At 64.1% G+C, this 24,022-nt stretch carries 20 protein-coding genes; 2 read left to right on the top strand and 18 right to left on the bottom strand.

What is annotated here, in order from left to right:
• Window positions 1–107 precede the first annotated feature (107 nt).
• Entirely contained in the window at window positions 108–2,000 is a 1,893-nt protein-coding gene (locus ACO550_RS00855; protein WP_315594319.1) for an ABC transporter ATP-binding protein/permease, read from the bottom strand.
• Between the two features lie 113 nt (window positions 2,001–2,113).
• Between ACO550_RS00855 and ACO550_RS00860 the strand changes: the two genes are divergently transcribed.
• Window positions 2,114–2,518, top strand: a complete 405-nt coding sequence (locus tag ACO550_RS00860) for a hotdog domain-containing protein (protein WP_315594318.1) — start codon at window positions 2,114–2,116, stop codon at window positions 2,516–2,518.
• Window positions 2,519–2,685: 167 nt separating this feature from the next.
• Here ACO550_RS00860 and ACO550_RS00865 read toward each other — a convergent pair whose 3' ends face one another.
• The 7 genes from ACO550_RS00865 to clsB all read right to left on the bottom strand — a co-directional run bounded on the left by ACO550_RS00865 (window position 2,686) and on the right by clsB (window position 12,584).
• Window positions 2,686–3,462: an enoyl-CoA hydratase-related protein gene (locus tag ACO550_RS00865; protein ID WP_315594317.1), complete on the bottom strand. Its 777-nt coding sequence runs from the start codon at window positions 3,460–3,462 to the stop codon at window positions 2,686–2,688.
• 35 nt (window positions 3,463–3,497) lie between these two features.
• Window positions 3,498–4,454 carry a DegV family protein gene (locus tag ACO550_RS00870; protein WP_315594316.1) on the bottom strand — a complete coding sequence of 319 codons (957 nt, stop codon included), beginning with the start codon at window positions 4,452–4,454 and terminating at the stop codon, window positions 3,498–3,500.
• A 119-nt stretch (window positions 4,455–4,573) separates the two neighbouring features.
• Complete coding sequence (locus ACO550_RS00875) at window positions 4,574–5,773, bottom strand: acetyl-CoA C-acyltransferase (RefSeq protein WP_315594350.1); 1,200 nt, start codon at window positions 5,771–5,773, stop codon at window positions 4,574–4,576.
• A gap of 21 nt (window positions 5,774–5,794) precedes the next feature.
• Complete coding sequence (locus ACO550_RS00880) at window positions 5,795–8,221, bottom strand: 3-hydroxyacyl-CoA dehydrogenase NAD-binding domain-containing protein (RefSeq protein WP_315594315.1); 2,427 nt, start codon at window positions 8,219–8,221, stop codon at window positions 5,795–5,797.
• Window positions 8,222–8,409: 188 nt separating this feature from the next.
• Window positions 8,410–10,197, bottom strand: coding sequence for an acyl-CoA dehydrogenase C-terminal domain-containing protein (locus ACO550_RS00885; RefSeq protein ID WP_315594314.1), 1,788 nt, complete (start codon window positions 10,195–10,197; stop codon window positions 8,410–8,412).
• A 92-nt stretch (window positions 10,198–10,289) separates the two neighbouring features.
• Window positions 10,290–10,880 (bottom strand): TetR/AcrR family transcriptional regulator, encoded by a 591-nt coding sequence (locus ACO550_RS00890; protein ID WP_008645958.1) that lies wholly within the window; start codon window positions 10,878–10,880, stop codon window positions 10,290–10,292.
• Between the two features lie 360 nt (window positions 10,881–11,240).
• Entirely contained in the window at window positions 11,241–12,584 is a 1,344-nt protein-coding gene (gene clsB / locus ACO550_RS00895; protein ID WP_485993953.1) for a cardiolipin synthase ClsB, read from the bottom strand.
• Window positions 12,585–12,678: 94 nt separating this feature from the next.
• Between clsB and mobB the strand changes: the two genes are divergently transcribed.
• Entirely contained in the window at window positions 12,679–13,191 is a 513-nt protein-coding gene (mobB, locus tag ACO550_RS00900) for a molybdopterin-guanine dinucleotide biosynthesis protein B (RefSeq protein WP_315594312.1), read from the top strand.
• Between the two features lie 10 nt (window positions 13,192–13,201).
• Here the strand turns inward: mobB and ACO550_RS00905 are convergent, their stop codons facing one another.
• The 10 genes from ACO550_RS00905 to ACO550_RS00950 all read right to left on the bottom strand — a co-directional run bounded on the left by ACO550_RS00905 (window position 13,202) and on the right by ACO550_RS00950 (window position 24,004).
• Entirely contained in the window at window positions 13,202–13,957 is a 756-nt protein-coding gene (locus tag ACO550_RS00905; RefSeq protein ID WP_315594311.1) for an endonuclease/exonuclease/phosphatase family protein, read from the bottom strand.
• On the bottom strand, window positions 13,954–14,430 hold the full coding sequence (gene nudB, locus ACO550_RS00910; RefSeq protein ID WP_315594310.1) for a dihydroneopterin triphosphate diphosphatase: 477 nt from the start codon (window positions 14,428–14,430) through the stop codon (window positions 13,954–13,956). The genes ACO550_RS00905 and nudB overlap by 4 nt, the downstream gene beginning before the upstream one ends.
• A gap of 108 nt (window positions 14,431–14,538) precedes the next feature.
• Complete coding sequence (locus ACO550_RS00915; protein ID WP_315594309.1) at window positions 14,539–15,498, bottom strand: hypothetical protein; 960 nt, start codon at window positions 15,496–15,498, stop codon at window positions 14,539–14,541.
• 177 nt (window positions 15,499–15,675) lie between these two features.
• A complete protein-coding gene (gene aspS / locus ACO550_RS00920; RefSeq protein ID WP_315594308.1) occupies window positions 15,676–17,481 on the bottom strand; it encodes an aspartate--tRNA ligase in 1,806 nt (601 codons plus the stop codon).
• A gap of 49 nt (window positions 17,482–17,530) precedes the next feature.
• Window positions 17,531–18,244: a DUF502 domain-containing protein gene (locus tag ACO550_RS00925; protein WP_315594307.1), complete on the bottom strand. Its 714-nt coding sequence runs from the start codon at window positions 18,242–18,244 to the stop codon at window positions 17,531–17,533.
• A 13-nt stretch (window positions 18,245–18,257) separates the two neighbouring features.
• Window positions 18,258–18,614 carry an FmdB family zinc ribbon protein gene (locus tag ACO550_RS00930; protein ID WP_315594306.1) on the bottom strand — a complete coding sequence of 119 codons (357 nt, stop codon included), beginning with the start codon at window positions 18,612–18,614 and terminating at the stop codon, window positions 18,258–18,260.
• A 198-nt stretch (window positions 18,615–18,812) separates the two neighbouring features.
• Window positions 18,813–20,249 (bottom strand): sodium:solute symporter family transporter, encoded by a 1,437-nt coding sequence (locus tag ACO550_RS00935; protein ID WP_315594305.1) that lies wholly within the window; start codon window positions 20,247–20,249, stop codon window positions 18,813–18,815.
• 278 nt (window positions 20,250–20,527) lie between these two features.
• Complete coding sequence (ubiB, locus tag ACO550_RS00940) at window positions 20,528–22,105, bottom strand: ubiquinone biosynthesis regulatory protein kinase UbiB (protein ID WP_315594304.1); 1,578 nt, start codon at window positions 22,103–22,105, stop codon at window positions 20,528–20,530.
• A 72-nt stretch (window positions 22,106–22,177) separates the two neighbouring features.
• Window positions 22,178–22,861: a ubiquinone biosynthesis accessory factor UbiJ gene (locus ACO550_RS00945; RefSeq protein ID WP_315594303.1), complete on the bottom strand. Its 684-nt coding sequence runs from the start codon at window positions 22,859–22,861 to the stop codon at window positions 22,178–22,180.
• Window positions 22,862–23,002: 141 nt separating this feature from the next.
• Window positions 23,003–24,004, bottom strand: coding sequence for a TIM44-like domain-containing protein (locus tag ACO550_RS00950; protein WP_315594302.1), 1,002 nt, complete (start codon window positions 24,002–24,004; stop codon window positions 23,003–23,005).
• Window positions 24,005–24,022: the final 18 nt, after the last annotated feature.

Here is a 24,022-nt window from a genome sequence, read left to right on the forward strand (position 1 = left end):
GGGGCTGTCATGCACCGGCGCGGCGCGTGCGCGCGGTGCATTGACGAACCATGATTGTGCGTGAGGCCGTGTCAGCGCGAGTTGCCGATCACGATTGTCGACAATCCTCAGGCATCCTGCGTGGCATCGCCCACGTCGATGGCCAACGCATCGGCATCGGGCGATCCCTTTGCCGCGTTGCGTGCCTGGATCTGCCACATCTCCGCGTAACGTCCATTGGCACGCATCAATTCGGCATGCGTGCCGCGCTCGATGATGCGGCCGTGATCCATCACCAGGATCTGGTCGGCATGGACCACCGTCGAAAGCCGGTGTGCAATCAGCAGCGTGGTGCGGTTCTGCGCGAGCCGCATCAACTCTGCCTGGATGGCCTGCTCGGTGCGCGAGTCGAGGGCCGAGGTGGCTTCATCGAAGACCAGGATCGGCGGATTCTTGAGCAGCGTGCGCGCAATGGCCACGCGCTGCTTTTCTCCACCGGACAGCTTCAGGCCGCGCTCGCCCACTGGCGTGTCGTAGCCCTGTGGCAATTCGCGGATGAAATGATCGATCTGCGCGGCGCGCGCGGCGGCAATCACTTCATCACGCGTGGCTTCGGGCCGGCCATAGGCAATGTTGTAGTAGATACTGTCGTTGAACAGCACCGTGTCCTGCGGCACGATCCCGATCGAGGCACGCAGGCTCGACTGGCGCACCGCGCGGATATCCTGGCCATCGACCTCGATGCCACCCTGGGTGACGTCATAAAAGCGGAACAGCAGGCGCGCCAGCGTCGATTTGCCCGAACCGCTATGGCCAACCACGGCCGTGGTGGTGCCGGCGGCAATCGTGAAATCGACGTCTTCAAGAATCACCCGGTTCGATTCATAGCCGAACCCCACATGGCGGAAATGCACCGCGGCGCCATTGACACGAAGCGTCGGTGCATCGGGCGAATCGGCCACCTCCTGGTTGGTGCCGAGCAGCACGAACATGCGGTCCATGTCGGTCGTTGCCTGCTTGATCTCGCGATAGATCACGCCAAGGAAATTCAGCGGGATATACAGCTGGATCATCAGCGTGTTGACCAGCACCAGGTCGCCCAGCGTCAGCTTGCCGGCCGCCACGCCCACCGTGGCCCGCCACAGGATCAGGATCAGCCCGACCGCAATGATGGTCTGCTGGCCAAAATTGAGCAGCGACAGCGAGTTCTGCGAACGGATTGCCGCAGTGCGATAGGTGCGCAGGTTTTCGTCATAACGACGCGCTTCGTATTCCTCGTTGCCGAAGTACTTGACCGTCTCGAAGTTCAGCAGCGAATCGATGGCCTTCTGGTTGGCGCGCGAATCGAGCTCGTTCATCTTGCGCCGGAAGTGCGTGCGCCATTCGGTCACGATGATCGTGAACGTGATATAGCCCACCAGCGCGCACAGCGTGATGGCCGCGAACCAGATGTCGTAATGCAGGAACAGGAAGCCGACGACCAGCGACATCTCCACCAGCGTGGGCAGGATGCTGTACAGCGAATACGAGATCAGTGACTGGATACCACGCGTGCCGCGTTCGATATCACGGCTCATCCCGCCGGTCTGCCGCTCCAGATGGAAGCGCAGCGACAACGCATGCAGGTGGCGAAATACCTGCAAGGCAATCTCGCGCACCGCACTTTGCGTAACTTTCGAGAAGAGTATCTCGCGCAACTCGGTGAACAGCGTGCCCGACAACCGCAGCGTGCCGTAGGCAACGATCAGCCCCACCGGCACCACCAGCAGCGCGGTGGTGTCGCCCGGGCCGATGTTCATGGTGTCGACCAGCTTCTTCATCAGCACTGGCACGCCCAGGTTGGCCACCTTGGCGGCTACCAGGCAGGTCAGCGCCAGGATGACGCGCCACTTGTAGTGCCAGACGTAAGGCAACAGGTTGCGGACGGTCTGCCAGTCACTACGGTGCGAACCGGCACCCTTGAAAAGCGAATTGGCCGGCTCGGCGGGGGCGGGCTCGGCGGTCGTGGAATAGCGGCGCATACGTTAGAATTCGTGCCAATGCCGCGATTGTCGCAGAGATCGCCGCGTCCGGCAGACCACAGTATTCCCGCCTTATGAATTCGCCGTATTTCCCGCTCTCCTCGATCGCCGACATGTCCACTACCACTCCGCTCTCAGAACTGCCCCCTGGCAAGAATCCCGCATTGCGCGTGGTACCGATGCCCGCCGACGCCAATGTGCATGGCGATGTGTTTGGTGGCTGGATCATGGCGCAGGTCGATATCGCCGGCTCGATCCCGGCCGTCGAGCGTGCCCAGGGCCGCGTGGCCACGGTTGCCGTGAATTCGTTCCTGTTCAAGCACCCGGTATTCGTGGGCGACCTGGTCAGCTTCTATGCCGATATCGTCAAGACCGGCCGCACGTCGATCACGGTATCGGTAGAGGTCTACGCGCAACGCATGCGCCACAGCCACGAGATCGTCAAGGTGACGGAAGCCACGCTGACGTATGTGGCCACCGATGAAAGCCGGCAACCAAGGGTGCTGCCGACGGCGTAAGTTTTCTGCGAGTTTTGGTTCCCCTCTCCCGCCCGCGGGAGAGGGGTTAGGGGAGAGGGCCAGCGGTTCTGCTTGCCACCTGCCTCAATTTGAACCGCTTTGCCCTCTCCCCCGGCCCCTCTCCCGCCATGCGGGAGAGGGGAGCAAACAGGCAGGTACTTGAAGTCTCAGTTGAACTTCGAGAAATCCGGTTTGCGTTTCTCGAAGAATGCCGTGAACGCTTCCTTCGCTTCCGGCGCCACCAGCATGCGGCGGAACACGTCGCCCTCTTCGGCCATCTTCTTCTCCACGGCCGTGACATCGTCTCCCTTCATCAGACGCTTGGTCTCGCGCAGCGACGACGCCGGCAGCGCGGCAAGCTTCGACGCCTGCTGGCGCACATAGTCCTGCAGTTCGGCCACCGGCAGCACCTTGGTCACCAGGCCCATCGCCAACGCTTCCTGCGCACTGAATGCTTCGCCAAGCAACAGCTTCTCGGCGGCGCGTTGATAGCCAACCAGACGCGGCAGCAGCAGGCTCGATGCGGCTTCCGGGCACAGGCCTAGTTGCGCGAACGGCAGCGAGAGCTTGGCCGTGTCCGATGCGTAGACAAGATCGCAATGCAGCAGCAGCGTGGTGCCGATACCCACCGCCGCGCCGCTGACCGATGCCACTACCGGCTTGCTGGCGTGGCTGATCGCGTGCAGGAACTGGAATACCGGTGCCGGCGTGCCGTCGTCGCCATGGGTTGGCGGACGCTTCATGAAATCTTCCAGGTCGTTGCCGGCTGTGAAGATCTCTGGCTTGCCTTCGATCACGATCACGCGCACGGCGTTGTCGGTCTCGGCTGCGCGCAGCGCATCGGCCATGGTCTGGTACATGGCCGCGGTGATGGCGTTTTTCTTGTCGATGCGATCGAAACCAATCGTCAGTACGCCCTGGTCGATCCGTGTGGCAATGCTCATGTCTTCCTCGTCTCGGTCTGATGCTATTTCGCCGCTCACACAAACGGTGGCGGCATGTCGGAAAGATAACTCAAGCCAAACGCGCCGGCGCCCACGTTCAGCGCGACGGTCAGGCTCATGGGCGCGAGCATCAGCTCGACACCATGCCTGGCTGCGGTCTGTGCCAGCGACTGCCAGGCAGGCCACGCCTCCACGTCTTCAGGCTCGCCCGAGTATGCGGCGGCAATGGCCGGCGTGAGCAGGCATTTTGCCCGGATACAGGCTTCCGCGTGCGCCAGCAGGCGACGAATGCCGTCTTCGGTGCCGCGCGCCTTCGCAATCGCTTCGGTCTGGCCCTGATGCATGCGTATCACTGGCCGGATATTGAAGGCGCTGCCCAGCATGTAGCGGCTCCATGTGATGCTGTTCTCGCCTTTGAGCTTCGCACGCGTGTACATGTAAAGCAGCTCATCCGGAATCAGGAACATGTGCGCCGCATCGCGCAGGCGGTTCTCCACCGCATCGACCACGGCCGCGGGGCTGGCACCATCGGCCAGCATGCGCGCGGCCTCGCGCACGATCAGGGCCTGTCCCGGCCCGATTGCACCGGTATCGATCACGGTCAGGTCGAACAGCCCGCTACGCCCGGCGTCCTTGCGCAGCTTGAAACTGCGCGCCACGGTACCGACCACGGCGCCGGTGGCGTTCGCGTAAAGCTTGCTGCGGCTGCTGGCAATCGTCAGCAGGATCGCGCGGTCGCAGCCTGCCACCACGTTCTTGAGCAGATGGTCCTCAAGCTCGCGTTCGAGCAACGGGATCGATTCAGCGTAGTGGTCCTGCTTGCCAACCAGATACTGCTGATAGAGATCCGGCAACGCCGCCTCGTCGCGAGTGTCGGCCACGAAACGGTCGCCGGCGCGAATGCGGAATGGAATGGTGCGGACGCCCAATGCGTCCATCATCGCGCGCGGCATATCGCATGCCGCGTCGGCCAGAATGGCTGTCTCCTGCATATTGTTGTTTTCCTCCGGGTCAGTGCGTCAACGTGTTGGCATCTTGCGTGTCCATACATTTCTTCATCTGATCGAAGGTCGGGACAGCCAACACGGTTGACTGTCCCTTGCTGGCGCGTTTAGACGCGCTCGAAGATTCCTGCGGCACCCATGCCCGTACCCACGCACATGGTGACCATGCCGTACTTCAGGTTGTGGCGACGCAGCGCGTGCACCACGGTGGCCGAACGGATCGCACCCGTTGCGCCGAGCGGATGGCCCAGCGCAATGGCGCCGCCCATGCGGTTCACACGGGCCGGATCGAGTTCCAGATCTCGCATCACCGCCAGCGACTGCGCGGCAAATGCTTCGTTCAGTTCGATCCACTCGATCTGGTCCTGCGTCAGGCCGCCGGCCTTCAGCGCAGCCGGAATCGCGGCCTTCGGGCCGATCCCCATGATTTCCGGCGGCACGCCGCGTACAGCGAACGATACGAAGCGCGCCAGCGGCACCAGGTTGAACTGCTTGAGGATCTTTTCCGAAACCAGGATCAGCGCGCCCGCGCCATCCGAGGTCTGCGAGCTGTTGCCGGCCGTCACGCTGCCCTTGTTGGCGAACACCGCGCGCAGCTTGCCCAGTCCTTCCACCGAGGTGTCCGGACGCGGGCCTTCGTCCAGCGCGATAGTACGCGTCTTGACGCTGACCTGACCAGTAGCCAGATCCGGAAACTTCTCAACTACCTCAATCGGGGTAATCTCGTCGTTGAACTCGCCGGCCTGCTGCGCGGCAATGGCCTTCTGGTGCGAGGCCAGCGAAAACGCGTCCTGGTCTTCGCGGCTCACCTGCCATTGCGTGGCCACCTTCTCGGCGGTCAGCCCCATGCCGTAGGCAATGCCAACGTTCTCGTCGCGCTCGAAGATCGACGGCGACATCGACGGCGAGTTGCCCATCATCGGCACCATGCTCATCGATTCCACGCCGGCGGCGATCATCACATCCGATTCACCCACGCGGATACGGTCTGCCGCCATGGCCACGGCCGACAGGCCCGAGGCGCAGAAGCGGTTCACCGTGATGCCGCCCACGGTGTTCGGCAGGCCTGCCAGCAGCGCGCCAATACGCGCCACGTTGAGGCCTTGCTGCGCTTCGGGAATTGCACAGCCAACGATGGCGTCCTCGATCAGCGCCGGGTCCAGGTTCGGCACCTGGGCCACGGCAGCCTTCAGGATCATGGCCAGCAGGTCATCCGGGCGCGTGTTCTTGAACGCGCCCTTGGGGGCCTTGCCAATCGGCGAACGGGTAGCCGCAACGATGTAGGCGTCTTGCAGTTGTTTCATGATGTCGGTTCCTCGTTGGCCTGATTAGTTACGCACCGGCTTGCCCGTCTGCAGCATGCCCATGATGCGTTCCTGCGTCTTGCCATTGCCCAGCAGGTCGATGAATGCCTTGCGTTCGAGCGCCAGCAGCCAGTCTTCACTGACCAGCGAGCCGGCTTCCACGTCGCCGCCGCAAACGACTTCGGCAATGCGCGCGGCAATCAGGAAGTCATGCGCCGAGATGAAGTTGCCATCGCGCATATTGACCAGCGAGGCCTTGATCGTGGCGATGCCCGAACGGCCTGCCACGGGGATCAACTGGCCCGGCAGCGGCGCACGGTAGCCGGCATTGGCCAGCGCACGCACTTCGCTTTGCGCCACGTAGAGCAGTTCGTGAACGTTGTAGACGATCGTGTCGGTCGGTTGCACGTAGCCGATCTTCTGCGCATCGAGCGCCGAAGTGGATACCTTGGCCATTGCCGCCGCCTGGAAGCGGTTGGTGACGAAGTTCAGGTAGTTGGTGCTGCCCGCGGCCTGCGCGGCCTTGGCCGCTGCAATCGCGGCTTCCTTGAGTCCGCCGCCCGCCGGCACCAGTCCCACGCCAACCTCGACCAGACCCACGTAGCTTTCCAGCGCCACCACACGCTTGGCCGAATGCAGCATCAGTTCGCAGCCGCCACCCAGCGCGATACCCGACACGGCCGGCACCACGGGCACCGCGGCGTACTTCACGCGCATCATGGTGTCCTGGAATTTCTTCACGAATGGCTCGATGCCCTTGGCACCGCCCATCATGAAGGCCGGCATCGCGGCTTCCAGGTTGGCGCCGGCCGAGAACGGGCCACCGGGCGCACCGAGTTGCAGCGACGTCGGCTGCCACACCACCAGCCCCTTGTAGCCGGCTTCGGCCAGATCCACCGCGCGCACGATCGTGTCGAGCACGTCGGGGCCGATCGTGTTCATCTTGCTCTTGAACGAGATGACCAGCACATCGTCGGCACCGTCGCTGGTCCAGATGCGCGCGCCGTCATTCTCTTCGATGGTCTTGCCCGCGCTGCGCGGATCGGTGGCGTCGGTACCCTTGAGCGCGGCGCGGAACACCTGGCGCTCATACACCGGCAACGCGGCGCGCTTGACGAAGGCATTGGTGGCCGGCGACCACGAACCCTGCGCGCCGTGCACGCCACCGTTGTCGGCCACGGCACCATTCAGTACCCATGCCGGCAGCGGTGCGTTCGACAGCGCCTTGCCTGCATCGATATCTTCCTTGACCCACTCGGCCACCTGCTTCCAGCCGGCGGCCTGCCAGTCCTCGAACGGACCCGAGTTCCAGCCGAAGCCCCAGCGGATGGCCAGGTCGATATCGGCCGCCGAACCGGCGATCTGCTCGAGGTAGACGGCGATGTAATGGAACACGTCGCGGAACACGCCCCACAGGAACTGCGCCTGCGGATTGGTCGATTCGCGCAGCAACTTGATGCGTTCGGCCGGTTCCTTCTTGAGCATGCGCACGACGATCTCGTCGGCCTTCTTGCCCGATTCCACATACTGACCGGTCTTGGCGTCCAGCACCTTGATGGCCTTGCCTTCTTTCTTGTAGAAGCCCGCGCCGGTCTTCTGGCCCAGCGCGCCGGCATCGACCAGCCCCTTCAGCACGGCCGGCGTCTTGTAGACCGGTGCGAACGGATCACCGGCAAGCCCATCCTGCATGGTCTTGATCACGTGCGCCATGGTGTCCAGGCCCACCACGTCGGCGGTGCGGAACGTGGCCGACTTGGCGCGTCCGAGCTTGGTGCCGGTCAGGTCGTCGACGATATCGAACGGAATGCCAAATTTCTCTGCCTCGGCGAACACGGCCAGGATCGAGAAGATGCCCACCCGGTTGGCGATGAAGTTCGGCGTGTCCTTGGCGCGCACCACGCCCTTGCCCAGCGTGGTGGTCAGGAACGATTCCAGGCGGTCCAGGATTTCCGGCTTGGTGGTCGCGGTCGGGATCAGTTCCACCAGGTGCATGTAGCGCGGCGGATTGAAGAAATGCACGCCACAGAAACGCGCCTTCAGCTCGGCGTCAAAACCATCGGACAGCGAGGTGATCGACAGACCCGACGTGTTGGTCGCGAAGATCGCGTGCGGGGCCAGGTGCGGGGCCACCTTCTTGTAGAGGTCGTGCTTCCAGTCCATGCGCTCGGCGATCGCCTCGATCACCACGTCGCATTCCTTGAGCAGCTCGATATCGTCGTCGTAGTTGGCCGCACGAATCAGGCCCGCTTCATCCTTGATGCCGAGCGGTGCTGGGGACAGCTTCTTGAGATTCTCGATCGCACGCAGGGCGATACCGTTCTTCGGGCCTTCCTTGGCCGGCAGGTCGAACAGCACCACCGGCACGCGTGCATTGACCAGGTGGGCGGCAATCTGCGCGCCCATGACGCCGGCACCGAGCACGCCGACTTTCTTGACGATGAAATTGGACATACGCGCTCCTTGGAGAGTGAGCGTTTGAAGAAGAGGGTGAATATGCTCTTGGTTTGCTCCCCTCTCCCGCGCGCGGGAGAGGGGTTGGGGGAGAGGGCCAGAAGTTCTGCTTGCCGCTTGTGGCGATTTGAACCGCCTTGCCCTCTCCCCCTGCCCCTCTCCCGCATGCGGGAGAGGGGAGAAAACCATCAGAACAAGTCAGCGTCCAGTGCCATCAGCGTGGCCGAACCTGCGCGTGCCTTGCGGATTTCCGCGGCGGTTTCCGGCAGCAGCTTGGCGAAATAGAAGCGCGCCGTGGCCAGCTTGGTGACGTAGAACTTGTCGCCGCTGCCCTGCTTTTCCAGCGCGATCTTGGCCATGCGGGCCCAGAAGTACGAGAACACCAGATGACCCACCACACGCAGGTACGGCACCGCGGCGGCGCCGACTTCGTCGGGGTTGCCCATCGCCTTCATGCCGATTTCCATCGTCAGCTTCTGCACCTTGTCGCCAATATCGGCCAGCGGGTTGACGAATTCCTGCATCGCTTCGTTGGTGCCTTCCGCCTCGACGAACGCCTGCACGATCTTGCCGAACGCCTTGAGCTTGGCGCCCATGTCGCCCAGGATCTTGCGGCCCAGCAGGTCCAGCGCCTGGATCGTGTTGGTGCCTTCGTAGATCATGTTGATACGCGCATCGCGTACGTATTGCTCCATGCCCCATTCGGAGATGTAGCCATGGCCGCCGAACACCTGCATGCCCTCGTTAGTCGAGGTGAACGCGTTGTCGGTCAGGAATGCCTTGATCACCGGCGTCAGCAAGGCCACGAGGTCGCCGGCTTCCTTGCGCACGCTCTCGTCGGGATGCGACAGCTCGCGGTCGATCTGCAGCGCGGTCCAGTAGCTGAACGCGCGGCCACCTTCGGCATAGGCCTTCTGCGTCAGCAGCATGCGGCGCACGTCCGGGTGCACGATGATCGGGTCGGCTGCCTTGTCCGGTGCCTTGGGACCAGTCAGCGCGCGCATCTGCAGGCGGTCCTTCGCATACGCCAGCGAGTTCTGGTATGCCACCTCGGTCAGGCCCAGGCCCTGCGCGCCAACGCCCAGGCGGGCGGCATTCATCATCACGAACATCGCGTTGAGGCCCTTGTTAGGCTCGCCCACGAGCCAGCCGCGCGCGCCATCGAGGTTCATCACGCAGGTGGCGTTGCCGTGGATGCCCATCTTGTGTTCGATCGAGCCGCACTTGATGCCGTTGCGCTCGCCCGGGTTGCCGCTGGCATCGGGGATGAACTTCGGCACCACGAACAGCGAGATGCCCTTGGTGCCGCCCGGTGCATCGGGCAGGCGGGCCAGCACCAGGTGAATGATGTTCTCGGCCAGGTCGTGTTCGCCGGCCGAGATGAAGATCTTGGTGCCGGTGATGGCATAGGAGCCATCGGCCTGCGGGTCGGCCTTGGTGCGCAGGATGCCGAGGTCGGTGCCGCATTGCGGCTCGGTCAGGCACATCGTGCCGGTCCACACGCCCGACACCAGCTTGGGCAGGTAGGCCTGCTTCAGTTCCGGCGTGCCATGCGCGTGCAGCGCTTCATACGCGCCATGCGACAGGCCCGGGTACATGGTCCATGCCTGGCCGGCCGAGTTCAGCATCTCGTACAGCGCATTGTTGATGATGATCGGCAGGCCCTGGCCACCGAACTCGGGGTCGCAGGCCAGCGCCGGCCAGCCGGCTTCCACATACTGCTGGTAGGCCTCCTTGAAGCCCTGCGGGGCGCGCACCACGCCGTCTCCGACATAGGTGCAGCCTTCGCGGTCGCCCGGCTGGTTCAGCGGGAACACCACGTCGGCGCAGAACTTGCCGGCTTCTTCGATGACCTGGTTGATGGTGTCCGCGTCGATGTCCGCGTGCTGCGGCATCGCCTTGAGTTCGGCTTCAGCGCCGAGCAGTTCGTGGAGCACGAACTGCATGTCGCGCAACGGTGCGGTGTACTGGCCCATCAAAGTCTCCTTGGAGGTTTTCAATGCCGCCACACGCGCGTGCCGCACAGCCCCCCGCGAGGGAGCGCATGCGACCGTTGCCGGGAGGCGGCTCAGGTTCGGTAAGACTGAATCAGTTTGTTGAGCGCGACCATGGCAAGTTCGGCACTGTCCGGCAGGCGCAGGAAACGGGCGTCATGATGCAAGCCTAGTTCAAGGCTGTACATTTCGAACAGCATCAGGCGCGGATCGCAATCCGCGCGCAGATGCCCCTCTTCCTTGGCCTGGTCGATCGCACGCATCAGCGCGGCCCGCCAGATCGTGACGCTCTTGACCAGCTCGTCACGTACCGGGCTTTCCGCGCGATCGTCGTACTCGACCGCCCCGCTGATGTAGATGCAACCCGTGGTCACTTCCTGGATGCGCTTTTCCATCCAGCGCCGCACCATCGACCACAGGCGAGGCAAACCGCGCGGCTCCTGCAGCGAGGGATAGAACACCTCCTGCTCGAACCGACGGTGATACTCGCGCACCACTTCCACCTGCAGGTCCTCGCGCGACCCAAAATGCGCGAACACACCGCTCTTGCTCATCTGCATGCGTTCCGCGAGCAGGCCGATGGTCAGCCCTTCGAGTCCGTCGCGGGACGACAGCTCCAGTGCGGCATCGAGAATCGCCACGCGCGTCATCTCGCCCTTGCGCAAGGGCGTGGGCGCGGCGGCGGATTCAAGACGAACTGACTGGTGTCGCATGGTTTTCTCTCCGTTCCTTGCAGCCCCCGACATGGAGGCAGTTCCTGGCCTGACGCTGCGTTCGACAGGCATCACGACAGCCGAAGCCGCCGAATGCACGAAGTCTAAGCCAAAAAAGAACGGTCGTTCAGATTATTCTGGCGGGGCCGATTGGCATCAAGTATTTAATTAGACCGGTGTTTCTAAACGCGCGGCGCGACAGGCAGATTCGCGGCGCATTGCAGCATCGGCTTAAAAGCCGCGTGAAACCGCCGGATGCACGCAAACCGGCATTGCGGGTTGCGGCAGGACAGCATGTTACCTTGATTGGCCTCAATAGCGGCCGGTCACGCCGGCAATCACGACGCCAAGACGCAACACGTAGTAGGCGGCCCAATTGGCAAACCGGCGCAGCCGGGGCACCCGCGCATGCACTTCGGGCATCACGCGCGCGCTGCGCTGCGCCATGGCGCGCTCCAGCCGCGCACGCAAGGTATTGGCAAAGCCGGCATCGTAGACCGCCACATTCGCCTCGCGCGCCAGCAGCAGGCTGAACGGGTCCATATTGCTCGACCCCACGGTGGCCCAGGTATCGTCCACCACGGCCACCTTCGCATGCAGGAAGCTTTCCTCGTACTCGAAGATTTCCACGCCAGCCTCCAGCAGCCGTGCATACAGCGCGTGCGTGGCGTAATGCTGCAGTCGGTATTCGACCATGCCCTGCAACAACAGCCGCACGCGCACGCCGCGTTCGCGGCAGGCCAGCAGCGCTCGCCGCATCTTGTGGCCGGGCAGGAAATAGGCGTTGGCCAGGATCACGTCGTGGCGCGCGGCGCCCAGTGCGTAGAGATATTCGCGTTCGATCGTGCGCCGGTTGCGCAGGTTGTCGCGCATCAGCAAGGCGGCAGGCACGCCATCGGCCCGGACATCGTTGCGCGCCAGGCGCGCGCCCCGCGTCAGCGTTTCCACTTCGGCGAATGCCGTGGCGGTTTCACGCAGGCCGCGGCGTTGTGCAATGCGGAACCAGAGCCGTGCCGATGCCAGCGCAATCTGCGCCACCAGCGGCCCCCGCACCCGTACCGCGAAGTCAAAGCGCGGGCCCAGTTCGGGAAGATCGAGCGGGCCGTGGTTGTGGTCGTCGATGATATTGATGCCGCCCACGAAGGCCACTTTGCCATCGACCACGGCCAGCTTGCGATGCAGTCGGCGCAGATGGCGCCGCGCAAGCTTGAAGCCGCGCATGGGCCGGTAGATTTCCAGGTTGACGCCACCGGTGCGCAGGCGCTCGATCAGTGCGGCGGGCATGTCGCCCGCGCCAAACCCGTCGACCACCAGGCGCACGTCGACACCACGCCGCGCCGCGTCGATCAGTGCCTCGCCGACACGCGCACCTACGTCGTCATCGGCATAGATGTAGGTCTCCACGACCACATGTTCCTGCGCGCCCTCGATGGCCTCGATCAGCGCCGGAAAGAATTCCTGCCCATTGCTGAGCAGGTCGACGAGATTTCCCGGCACGGGGCTGCCACGGCGCCGCACCCAGCGCATCATCCGCGCTTTGGCGATGGCGCTGGTGACACCGATCCCGCGCACGGGATCAGGCGGGTGGGCCGCCGGCGGCGGTGCGTCGGGCGCGGTGGTCGAATCGGTTTCGGCGCGGTCGTAGGTCCGTGACATGACTCGATTATCGGCCAACGGGCGGCTCCTGCACATGGTCCGGGCGAACTCTGCTATCGTCGGTGTCATTCTGACGCCCAACAGGGAAAGCATTGTGAAGGTTTTTGGCATCGCCGGATCGTCGGGCAGCGGCAAGACCACGCTGCTGGACCAGTTGATTCCGCGCTTCGTGGCCGATGGCCTGCGCGTAGCCGGTATCAAGCACACGCACCACGGTTTCGACCCGGATACGCCGGGCAAGGATTCATGGCGCATGCGCCAGGGCGGTTGCGAAAACGTGGTGCTGGTGGGGGCGCGGCACCTGACGCTGATGCGCCACTACCCCGAAGACAAGCCATCGCCGGAAATTGGCGAGGCGCTGGCGGTGCTGCCGCGCGACACCGACCTGGTGATGGTGGAAGGCTACAAGTGGAGCGATTTCCCCAAGCTGGAGATCTATCGCCCGGCCAACGGCAAGACGCCGTTGTGGCCCGAGGTGCCGGGTGTGGTGGCAGTGGCCACCGATGCGATCGACGAGGTTACCGGGCAGACTGCGCTGCCGCTGCTCGATCTGTCCGATATCGATGCCATCTACGGCTGGATCCGCGACTACCTCGCGTCACACTGACCGCACCCGCTTACGCTTCCGGAATCGCTACGCGATGCGCCAGTTCGGCCATCAATGGCACATGGTCTGAGCGCTGGGCCCATTCGCGACCCGTCAGCGCCTGCGTGCGCTCGAAATCGAAACCCCGCACGTAGATGCGGTCAAGCTGCCACCACGGCATATGGCTTGGGAAGGTGTGGATACGCCCGTTCTTCGCATGGGCAGACTCCACCGCGTTGAGCGTATTACAGATCTTGGTATCGAGCTTGTGGTTCCAGTCGTTGAAATCGCCGGCGATCACCAGCGGTGCGTGAGCGGGAACCACGGCACGCACGCGCTCCACCAGCGCGCTGGCCTGGCGCACGCGGCTGCGTGCGAACAGCCCGAAATGCACGCAGATCAGGTGGGCTTCCACGCCATGGATATCGGCCACCGCATGCAGCAATCCGCGTTGCTCGAAACGATGATCGGAAATATCGAGGTTCTCCGACATCAGGATCGGATGGCGCGACAGGATCGCATTGCCGTGGTGCCCATGGTCATAGACCGCATTGCGGCCATAGACCGAATGGGGATAGGCATCGGTCGCCAGGTAATTGAGCTGGGTGTGATCGGGGTCGAACAGTTCGGCGGCAACCAGCCGGTCGTTGCGGTCCTGCACTTCCTGCAGGAACACGATATCGGCATCCATGGCCTGCAGGCCGGTGCGCACGCTCTGGATGCGCGGCTTGCCCGAGAACCCGGTCACGCCCTTGTGGATGTTGTAGGTTACGACGCGTAGTTTCATCGCGCGCCCCCTGCATCCATCGCTGGCAGTGCGGCGCTGCGCCAGACCAGTTGGCGCACCGCTTCGGCATTGCTGGTCGAGAAGCAGCGTTCGGCGGCCGCCTGCCAGGGCAGCCATTCGAACTGCAGGTGTTCACGCGGCGCCAGCGTCACGGGCAATGGCTCCGGCACGCACAAACCGAACCAGTGTTCGGTATTGCGCGTGATGCCCGGGGCATAGCGGTGTCGCCACTGGGGATAGATTTCGTAGTCGATCGTGTGCTGCCAGTCGGTCAGCTGGTAGCGGCTCGCGACAATGCCCGTTTCCTCGGCCACTTCGCGCGCCGCGGTGGCCAGCAAGGGCTCGTCTTCGGCATCAAGGCTACCCGTGACCGATTGCCAGTAGCCTGGCCGGTCGGCACGCTCGATCAACAGGACTTGCAGGTCTGGCGTATGGATGACGACCAGCACCGATTCGGGAATCTTGAAGTGCATGGGGCGGTGGAAAGGACAAACCCAAGCATAACGCAGCGGCGCATGCTTGGGCGTCTCCCGCATCCATTTACCGCGATGTGGAATGTCGGGTGCGATATCAGGCTGGCGTCAGGCCAGGGTACGTTCGTCTGGCTGGCGCGGGGACAGGAAGTGATCGCCACCGCCGGCTGGCGGGGTATCCGGCTGGACTGTGCCGGGCGCGCCGCGCAGCCAGGTATCGAAGACTTCCGGCGAATCACCATGGCCCCAGGCGGCGCGCAGTTGCTGCATCAGCGGTGCCAGCGCCTGCGTATAGCGTTGCGATGCTACATGGGCATGCTCGGCCAGCGCATCGGTGCTCTCGCGGACCTGGGCGGCCAGTTCGGCGCGCTCCTGGCCGATTTCCTTCTCGCGCGTGCCCAGCTGGTTGTACTTCTGGATCAGGAAGCGCTGGTAGTCACCGGCCTCCACGCCCTGGGCGGCCTGGGCATTGACCTGCTCGAAGCGCATCACGATGCTGGCGGTTTCCTGCTCCACATGCGCGGCCTCGGCGCTCAGGTCGCGCAGCACATCCTGCAGGCGCAGTGCTTCGCGGCGATGGGTCTGCAGTCGTGCTGCCTCGTCGTCGAACGTACGTTGGGCGGTCAGGTACGCCTGTACCACCGGCTGCGGCGCTACCACCAGCAGCGGATCGGCACCGCCCGCGCGGCGGCCCGACAGCAGCGCGTCGTCCGGCAGGCGCAGGTTACCCACATCTTCCAGCCAGCGGCCGCGGGCCATGACCGTGGCCACGGTATCGAGTGCCAGCTTGCGCAGCGCTTCGGCCCGCTGGGCCGCCACGGGCTCTGCCCCATAGGCCAGGTCCGCCGCCGGCGGCTGGGCGCCCTGCACGGCATGGGCAATATCGGGGACGCAGGCGGCCACGGTCGTGGCCACCGATTCCGACATCGCCTGTGCCGACTTGCGTACCGCGCGGCGCAGCTCGAAGCGCGCCACCAACATCATCAGCAACCCGGCCACCAGCCAGGTCAGGATGGTTTCCGCATGCGCCTGCAAAAAGGCACGGATCAGTTCTGTATCAAGTTGCATCGGTCTTTCCTCCCACGTCACGGCCGGCCTTTCGGGTGGGCCAGCTTCGCGCGCATCAGGCAAAAAGACATTCTCGGCCTGTGCTTCGTTCCAGCTGGTAACAAATGGAAACGCATCCTTTCGCCTGGAACAAAAAAACCGCGCCGAAGCGCGGTTTTCTTGCAATCCGATTAAGGATCAGACCGTGGTCTTCGGCTCCTGTGCGCGCAGGCGGATATGAAGCTCGCGCAGCTGCTTCTCGTCCACCGTGCTCGGGGCCTGGGTCAGCAGGTCCTGCGCACGTTGCGTCTTCGGGAACGCAATCACGTCGCGGATCGAGTCGGCGCCAGCCATCATCGTCACGATACGATCCAGGCCGAAGGCCAGGCCACCATGCGGCGGCGCGCCATATTGCAGTGCGTCGAGCAGGTAGCCGAACTTGGCACGCGCTTCCTCGTCGTTGATCTTCAGGGCGCGGAACACCTTGCTCTGCACGTCCTCGCGATAGATCCGCACCGAGCCGCCGCCCATTTCCCAGCCGTTCAGCACCATGTCGTAGGCCTTGGCGATGCACTTGCCCGGATCGGTCTCCAGGTATTGCATGTGCTCGTCCTTCGGGCTCGTGAACGGGTGGTGCATGGCCACCCAGCGTGCGTCTTCCTCGTCGTACTCGAACATCGGGAAGTCGATCACCCACAGCGGCTTCCAGGTGTCCTCGAACAGGCCCGTGCTCTTGCCGAATTCCGAGTGACCGACCTTCAGGCGCAGCGCGCCGATGGAGTCGTTGACGACCTTGGCCTTGTCCGCGCCAAAGAAGATGATGTCGCCATCCTGGGCGCCGGTGCGCTTCAGGATCTCGGCAATCGCGGCGTCGTGCAGGTTCTTCACGATCGGCGACTGCAGGCCATCGCGGCCCTTGGCCACTTCATTGACCTTGATCCAGGCCAGGCCCTTGGCACCGTAGATGCCCACGAATTGCGTGTAGGCATCGATCTCGCCGCGCGAGATGGCATGGCCACCCGGCACGCGCAGGCCCACCACACGGCCGTTTTCGCTGTTGGCCGGGCCCGAGAACACCTTGAAGTCGACGTCTTTCATCACGTCGGTCAGCTCGGTGAATTCCAGCTTGACGCGCAGGTCCGGCTTGTCCGAACCGAAGCGGGCCATGGCTTCGCGGAATTCCATCACCGGGAATGCATCGAGGTCCACATCGATGGCGTTCTTGAACACGGTGCGCATCATGTCCTCGAACAGGTCACGAATCTCCTGCTCGGTCAGGAACGACGTCTCGCAGTCGATCTGCGTGAATTCAGGCTGGCGGTCGGCGCGCAGGTCCTCGTCGCGGAAGCACTTGGTGATCTGGTAGTAGCGGTCGAAGCCCGAGACCATCAGCATCTGCTTGAAGATCTGCGGCGACTGCGGCAGCGCGAAGAAATGGCCCGGGTTCACACGCGACGGCACCAGGTAGTCACGCGCGCCTTCGGGCGTGCTCTTGCCCAGCATCGGGGTCTCGATGTCGATGAAGCCTTGTGCGTCCAGGTACTTGCGCACTTCCATCGCCACCTTGTAGCGCAGGCGCAGGTTGTATTGCATCTGCGGACGGCGCAGGTCCAGCACGCGGTGCGTGAGGCGCGTGGTTTCCGACAGGTTGTCGTCGTCAAGCTGGAACGGCGGCGTGACCGACGGGTTCAGCACGCTCAGCTCGTGGCACAGCACTTCGATCTTGCCCGAGGTCAGGTTGCTGTTCTCGGTGCCGGCCGGACGCGGGCGCACCTTGCCAACCACGCGGATGCAGAACTCGTTGCGGATTTCTTCCGCGGCCTTGAACATCTCCGGACGGTCCGGATCGCACACTACCTGCACCAGACCCTCGCGATCGCGCAGGTCGACAAAGATCACGCCACCATGATCGCGGCGACGTTGCACCCAGCCGGTCAGGGCCACTTCCTGGCCGATCAGTTGTTCGGTCACCAGACCGCAGTAGTGAGTACGCATGGAGGACATAGGAGGAATTCCCTGTAAAGCACGGCGGCAAGGCGCAGCCGCGCGCAAATCAATTGGTATGGGTGTCGGCGACTTCAGCAGCGGCGTCGGCGGCAACGACGGCGAGCGCGGCGTCGGCAGCGTGATCGTCATCGTTCTGCTTGCGCGGCAAGTCGGTCGGCGCCACGACGCCCATCGACACGATGTACTTCAGCGCCGCATCGACGGTCATGTCGAGCTCGATGGTGTCGGCCTTGGGCATCATCAGGAAGAAACCCGAGGTCGGGTTCGGCGTGGTCGGCACATACACGCTGACGTATTCGCCTTGCAGGTGATTCTGCACGTCTCCGCCCGGTCTGCCAGTCAGAAACGCAATGGTCCACGACCCTTCGCGCGGATACTGCACCAGCAGCGCCTTGCGGAACGCGTTGCCCGATGACGACAACAGCGTGTCGGACACCTGCTTCACGCTGGTGTAGATCGGGCCGACCACCGGAATATGCCCCAGCAGTGCTTCCCACCAGCGCACCAGGCGCTGGCCGATGAAGTTGTGGGCCAGCACGCCCACCACGAGGATGAACAGCAGGGTCAGGATCGCACCGAGGCCCGGAATGCGGCGCCCGAACAGGTTCTCGGGCTGCCACGCCACGGGCAGCAGCGCCATGCTCTGGTCCATCGTGCCGATGATCAGGTTGAGCACCCACAGCGTGATGCCCAGCGGCACGAGCACGAGCAACCCGGTCAGGAACCAGGTCTTGACGGCGGAAGTCTTCTTGGTGGCCACGACTTGCCCGCGCTTAGTGGCTGGCGCTCGAGCCGGCGCCGCCGGTGGCCGGCGCGGCGGATGCCGTGGCCGTGGCCGACGACGATGACGACTCGGCGGCGGCCGGGGCCGCTGCGGTTTCAGTCGCGCCGGCAGCACCGGTCGCGCCAGCCGCGGTGGCGGGCGCACTGGCGCCGCCGCCGTTGCCGCCGCGGAAGTCCGTCACATACCAGCCCGAGCCCTTGAGCTGGAAGCCGGCCGCGGTCAGCTGCTTCTTGAAGGTCCCGGCGGTGCCGCACGATGGGCAGTCCGTCAGCTGAGCATCGCTCATCTTCTGCAGCACATCGCGCCCGTGGCCGCAGGCGTCGCAACGGTAGGCATAGATCGGCATGGTTCTCTAGTGAAAATCTGAAACGTAAAGCGGGTAGATGGCTGCGCCGCCGCAATCGACAAGTGCGATGCACGTGAAAAAAATGCACGTGCGGCGATGCAAAGCCTCGGATTATAAACCGTCGGCGAGGTATCTACTGGCAGGAAATGGGCTCATTCCGAGGCGCAATCGTCACGAATGCGCCAGAAATGGTGAATGTTACGCAATATGCACTTCACGAACCCGCGGATGGTCGCTGATCCATTGCGGCAGCAGCGAGCCAAACACCATGCCGCTGATCGAGAACAGCAGTCCCACCATCTGCGGCGGCACCGTGGCATCGGCGAAGGCCACTTCGCAGGTCAGCCACGACGCCAGGCCGAGCATGATCGCCAGCAGGCCGCCCTGCCGCGTGGCCGGCTTCCAGAACAGGCCAAACGCCAGCGGTACGAACGACGACACCAGCGTCACCTTGTAGGCGTTCTCGACCATATGGAAGATCGACAGGTGCGAATTGAGCGCGAACAGCGTGATCAGCGCGGTGAACACCAGCACCACCGCCTGCATCACGCGCAGGAACTGCTTGTCGCTGAGATGGCGGAAGTACGGACGCAGGATGTTTTCGGCAAAGGTCACCGACGGTGCCAGCAGCGTGGCAGAGGCACAGCTCTTGATGGCCGACAGCAAGGCACCGAAGAACATCACCTGCGCGAACATCGGCGCGTGGGTCAGGATCAGCTTCGGCAGGATCAGTTGCGAATCGGTATTGATGTACTTCTCGACCATCCCCGGGTCGATCAGCGTGGCCGAGTAGGCCAGGAACATCGGGATGAACGCAAAGAAGAAATACAGCACGCCGCCCAGCACCGAGGCACGGCCGGCAATTTTTTCGGTCTTCGACGACGTCACGCGCTGGAACACGTCCTGTTGCGGGATCGACCCGAGCATCATCGTAAACAGCGCGGCCGCGAAGCCGATGATCTGCACAAAGTCGAGCGAGGGCAGGAATTCGAACTTGCCGGCGGCCGCCGCGTGAGACACCACCGCCGTCACGCCACCGGCCTGGCCACTGACTTCGTAGCCGATATAGAGCATGCCGATCACGATGATGATCATCTGGATGAAGTCGGTCACGGCCACCGACCACATGCCGCCGAACAGCGTATAGACCAGCACGCTGGCCGCGCCGATCATCATGCCCGCGTCCTGCGACAGCGCGCCGTCCGATACCGTATAGAACACCAGGCCCAGCGCCTTGATCTGTGCCGCCACCCAGCCCAGGTACGACACCACGATGCACAGCGTGGTCAGCACTTCGGCCACGCGGCCGTAGCGGTTGTGATAGTAGTCACCGATGGTGAGCAGGTTCATCCGGTACAGCGGCCGGGCGAAGAACAGGCCCACGAGGATCAGGCACAGCGAGGAACCAAAGGGATCGGACACCACGCCCGACAGCCCTTCCTTGAGGAATACGGCCGGGATACCCAGCACGGTCTCGGACCCGAACCATGTGGCGAATACCGTGGCGGTGACGATGTAGAACGGCAGGCTGCGGCCCGCGACGGCGAAGTCGGCGGTGCCCTTGACGCGCAAGGCCGCCCACAGGCCGATGCCGACCGAGATAATCCAATAGACGATGACGAACCAGATCAGCATGCCGCTGCCCTATCCCAAATAGCCAGAAATGCCCTGGTGGCGAAAAACCGAAAGCCGGCTGGAGGCCTGGAGCTTCACAGGCTGACTCCAGCGGGAGTCCAATTCATCGGTCGGGGCCGCGGGCGCCCGGGCGGGCAGGTGCGGTCGTAGCCGAATCAAAACGCGGATTATAGCGATGCAGACCCCTGCGGGAACAAAAAAATCCCGGCGCCAGGTCAAATCCCCATTCTGGTTCACATGAAGTGTTGTATGGCGGCGAGGAGGCGGAGTCGTACCGCCTACCAGTACCCCACCCAGGCCAGGGCCTGGACGATCACGATCCCCGCCAGGAAGCCGCCCATCAGCAGCAAGGCCGTGGACAGCCGGCGGTTGGTGCGGCGCTGTTCACTCACCAGTTGCGCCAGCAGGCGCTCCTGCTCGCCGTTGTTCTGCAGCGCGCGGCGCTCCAGGAACTGGTGGGCCAGGCGCGGGAAGTCGGGCAGCATCTTGGCCCATTGCGGCGCCTCCACCTTGACGCGTTCCCAGGCGCCCTGCCAGCCCACCTGCTCATACATCCAGCGTTCCAGGAACGGCTTGGCCGTCTTCCAGAGATCGAGGTCCGGGTCGAGCTGGCGGCCCAGCCCTTCGATATTGAGCAGAGTTTTCTGCAGCAACACCAGTTGCGGCTGGATCTCGACATTGAAGCGGCGCGAGGTCTGGAACAGGCGCATCAGCACCATGCCCAGCGAGATCTCACGCAGCGGCTTGTCGAAATACGGCTCGCAGCAGGCCCGCACGGCCGATTCCAGCTCCTCGACACGCGTCTCCGCCGGCACCCAGCCAGATTCCACGTGCAGCAGCGCCACCCGGTGATAGTCGCGGCGGAAAAACGCAATGAAGTTCTGCGCCAGGTAGTTCTTGTCGAACTCCGACAGCGCGCCGACGATGCCGAAGTCGAGGGCGATATACCGGCCGAAGGTCTCGGGCTGCACCGACACCAGGATATTGCCGGGGTGCATGTCGGCGTGGAAGAAGCCGTCACGGAACACCTGCGTGAAGAAGATCTCCACGCCCTCCTCGGCCAGCTTGTGCATGTCCACGCCCGCCGCCTTCAGCGATTCGGTACGCGAGATCGGGATGCCGTGCATCCGCTCCATCGTGAACACACTGGTGGTACACCAGTCCCAGAACACTTCAGGCACGCACAGCAGGTTGCTGTCGGCAAAATTGCGGCGCAACTGGCTGGCGTTGGCCGCCTCGATCATCAGGTCCAGCTCGTCGTGCAGATACTTGTCGAACTCGGCCACCACCTCGCGCGGTTTCAGCCGGCGGCCGTCCACCCAGACCCGTTCCAGCCAGGTGGCCATGTCGCGCATCAGCGCCAGATCGCTGTCGATCACGGGCAGCATGCCCGGCCGGAGCACCTTCACGGCCACCTCGCGGCCATGGTTCGGGCCGCCGCGCAGCGTGGCAAAGTGCACCTGCGCAATCGATGCGCTGGCCACGGGCTGGTGCTCGAAATTCTCGAACAGCGTGGTTAGCGGCCGGCCCAGCGATTTTTCGATGATCTTTACCGCTACGGCGGAATCGAACGGCGGCACCTGATCCTGCAGCTTGGCCAGTTCATCGGCGATATCGGTCGGCATCAGGTCCCGGCGCGTGGACAGGACCTGGCCGAACTTCACAAAGATCGGACCGAGCGTGGTCAGCGCCAGGCGCAGGCGCTCGCCACGCGGCTGGTCGAGCTTGCGGCCGATGGTGATGACGCGCACCAGCAGCTTGATGCGCCGGCTCTTGAAGCCGGACAGCACTAGCTCGTCGAGCCCGTAGTAAAGGATGACAAAGACAATCTTGCAGAGGCGCAGCAGGCGGGTCATGCGGGATCTTCAGGATGCGGAGCCGCGCGGGGCGGCAACGGGTGCAATATGGCGGCAGACATCAGCCGGGGGCTAGCGGTGGGCCGACGGCAGCGATCCCGGGGAACCCGCTCCCGGCGCCTGCGCTGTCGACCGCTCCAGACGTTCAAGCCTTTTCTCCAGCCGCGCCAGATCGTCGCGCAGGCGCGCGACATCGCTGCCCAGCCCGTCCAGCGCCGCATGGCGCACCAGCGTCGGTTGCTCGTCCAGCAGGTATTCGGTCACGTTGTCGAGCAGGGCACGGCCAACGCGCGTTGCGCTTTCGTGCATCTGGCGCGCGCCGTCTACCACGCGCTGCGCCACGCTGTCGCTGACCGGCGCACCCATCACGCCACGCAGCGCACGCGACAGGTCTTCGGCCGCATCCCAGCGCAGATTGCGCGCGAGCGTGGATACCGCATTGGCCAGTTCGGCATCGCCATCGATGCGTACATGGCGCATCGCGGCAGCCTGCCCGCCTTCGGCCACGTCGGCCACCACGAGCGGCCATTGCTGCAGCGGCACGATCAGCGTCACGGCGGCCTCGCCGGCCTCGGGGGCCAGCTCGATGCCGCCCTGCTCCACCACCCGCAGCGACAGCGCGAAGGCGGCCGCATCAAAGCGGATCACGCGGCCAGCGAACGGCGCCAGCAACGTACAGGCCCATGGTTCCTGTTCGATCAGGTGATTCAGTGCGGCGACGATCGGCGCGGCCAGCGGTGTCGGCAAAGCGTTCATGGCGTCCGGTATTCGGGCGGGTCTCGCCCAATAAAAAAGGCCCACGCGTACGTGGGCCTCCATTCTAAGCTACTTGATAAGCTACTTAAGCTGCCCGGCCGCCGCATCACGCCATCCGTGCGGCGGCTGGCGCAAGCCGGCTCAGGATTCCTGCTGGATACCGGCCAGCAGCCAGCCGCCATCGCCGGACGTCGACTTGGCCAGGTTCCAGACCTCGCCGAACGGCTGGGCCGCTTCACCGGCGTTTTCGCGGATCATGCCCGAGAAGCGCACGCTGGCGATATGCTGCGTCGCGGTCGACTCGATGCCGAGCAACTGGGCGTCAAGCGTAACCACGTCGGTCTTGTTGACCGCGGTGCCGCGCTCGGCCAGGTCCATCTTGATTTCGGCGAACATTTCCGGCGACGTGAACTCGCGGATATCGTCGAGATTACCGGCATCCCATGCGGCCTGCAGGCGCACATAGTGGACCTTGGCATTGCGCAGGAACGATTCGGTATCGAAATCGGCCGGCACACCCCATGGCTGCTGGACTGCCGCGGCGGTAGCACCCGCCGCCGCGCCGCCCATGACCGGATTGGCCGCCGCACCGTTGTAGCCAGTCGGCTGCACCGGTTCGGCCTGGCGCAGCGTCGGCTCGGCACTACGCTCGGCACCACCGAACGGTCCAGCGTTGCCGTTGCCGCTACCCATGCCGGCATAGGCCGGGGTCTGCGAGCGTGCCGAACCGCCACGGAACTTGCGGAACAGCCACAGCGCGATCATCGCGATCACGGCGAACATGATCACGTTGGCCAGGAAGCTGGCGGCCGCGCCGCCCAGGCCAAAGTGCGACAGCAGGTAGCCGATACCCAGGCCAGCCGCGAGGCCGCCGAGCATGCCACCCCAGTTACGCTTGGGTGCCGCGGCTGCGGCCGCACCCGCGGCGCCGGCCGTTGCCGGCGCGGCCTGCTGGGCCGGTTGCTGCTGGGCCGGCGCATTCTGCTGCGGCGGCGTTGCCTGGCGCTGTTGCGTCACGCTCGACGATTGCTTGCCGACGCTGCGCGAACCCCCCAGGCGCTTGGCCTCCGCGTCCAGCGTTGCCCCGAAGGCTACCGTCGCGATCAGCGCGATAGCCAGGAATTTCCCACGAAAAGAAGACATTATTTGCGATCCCCTGTC

The organism is Cupriavidus sp. (assembly GCF_057315035.1).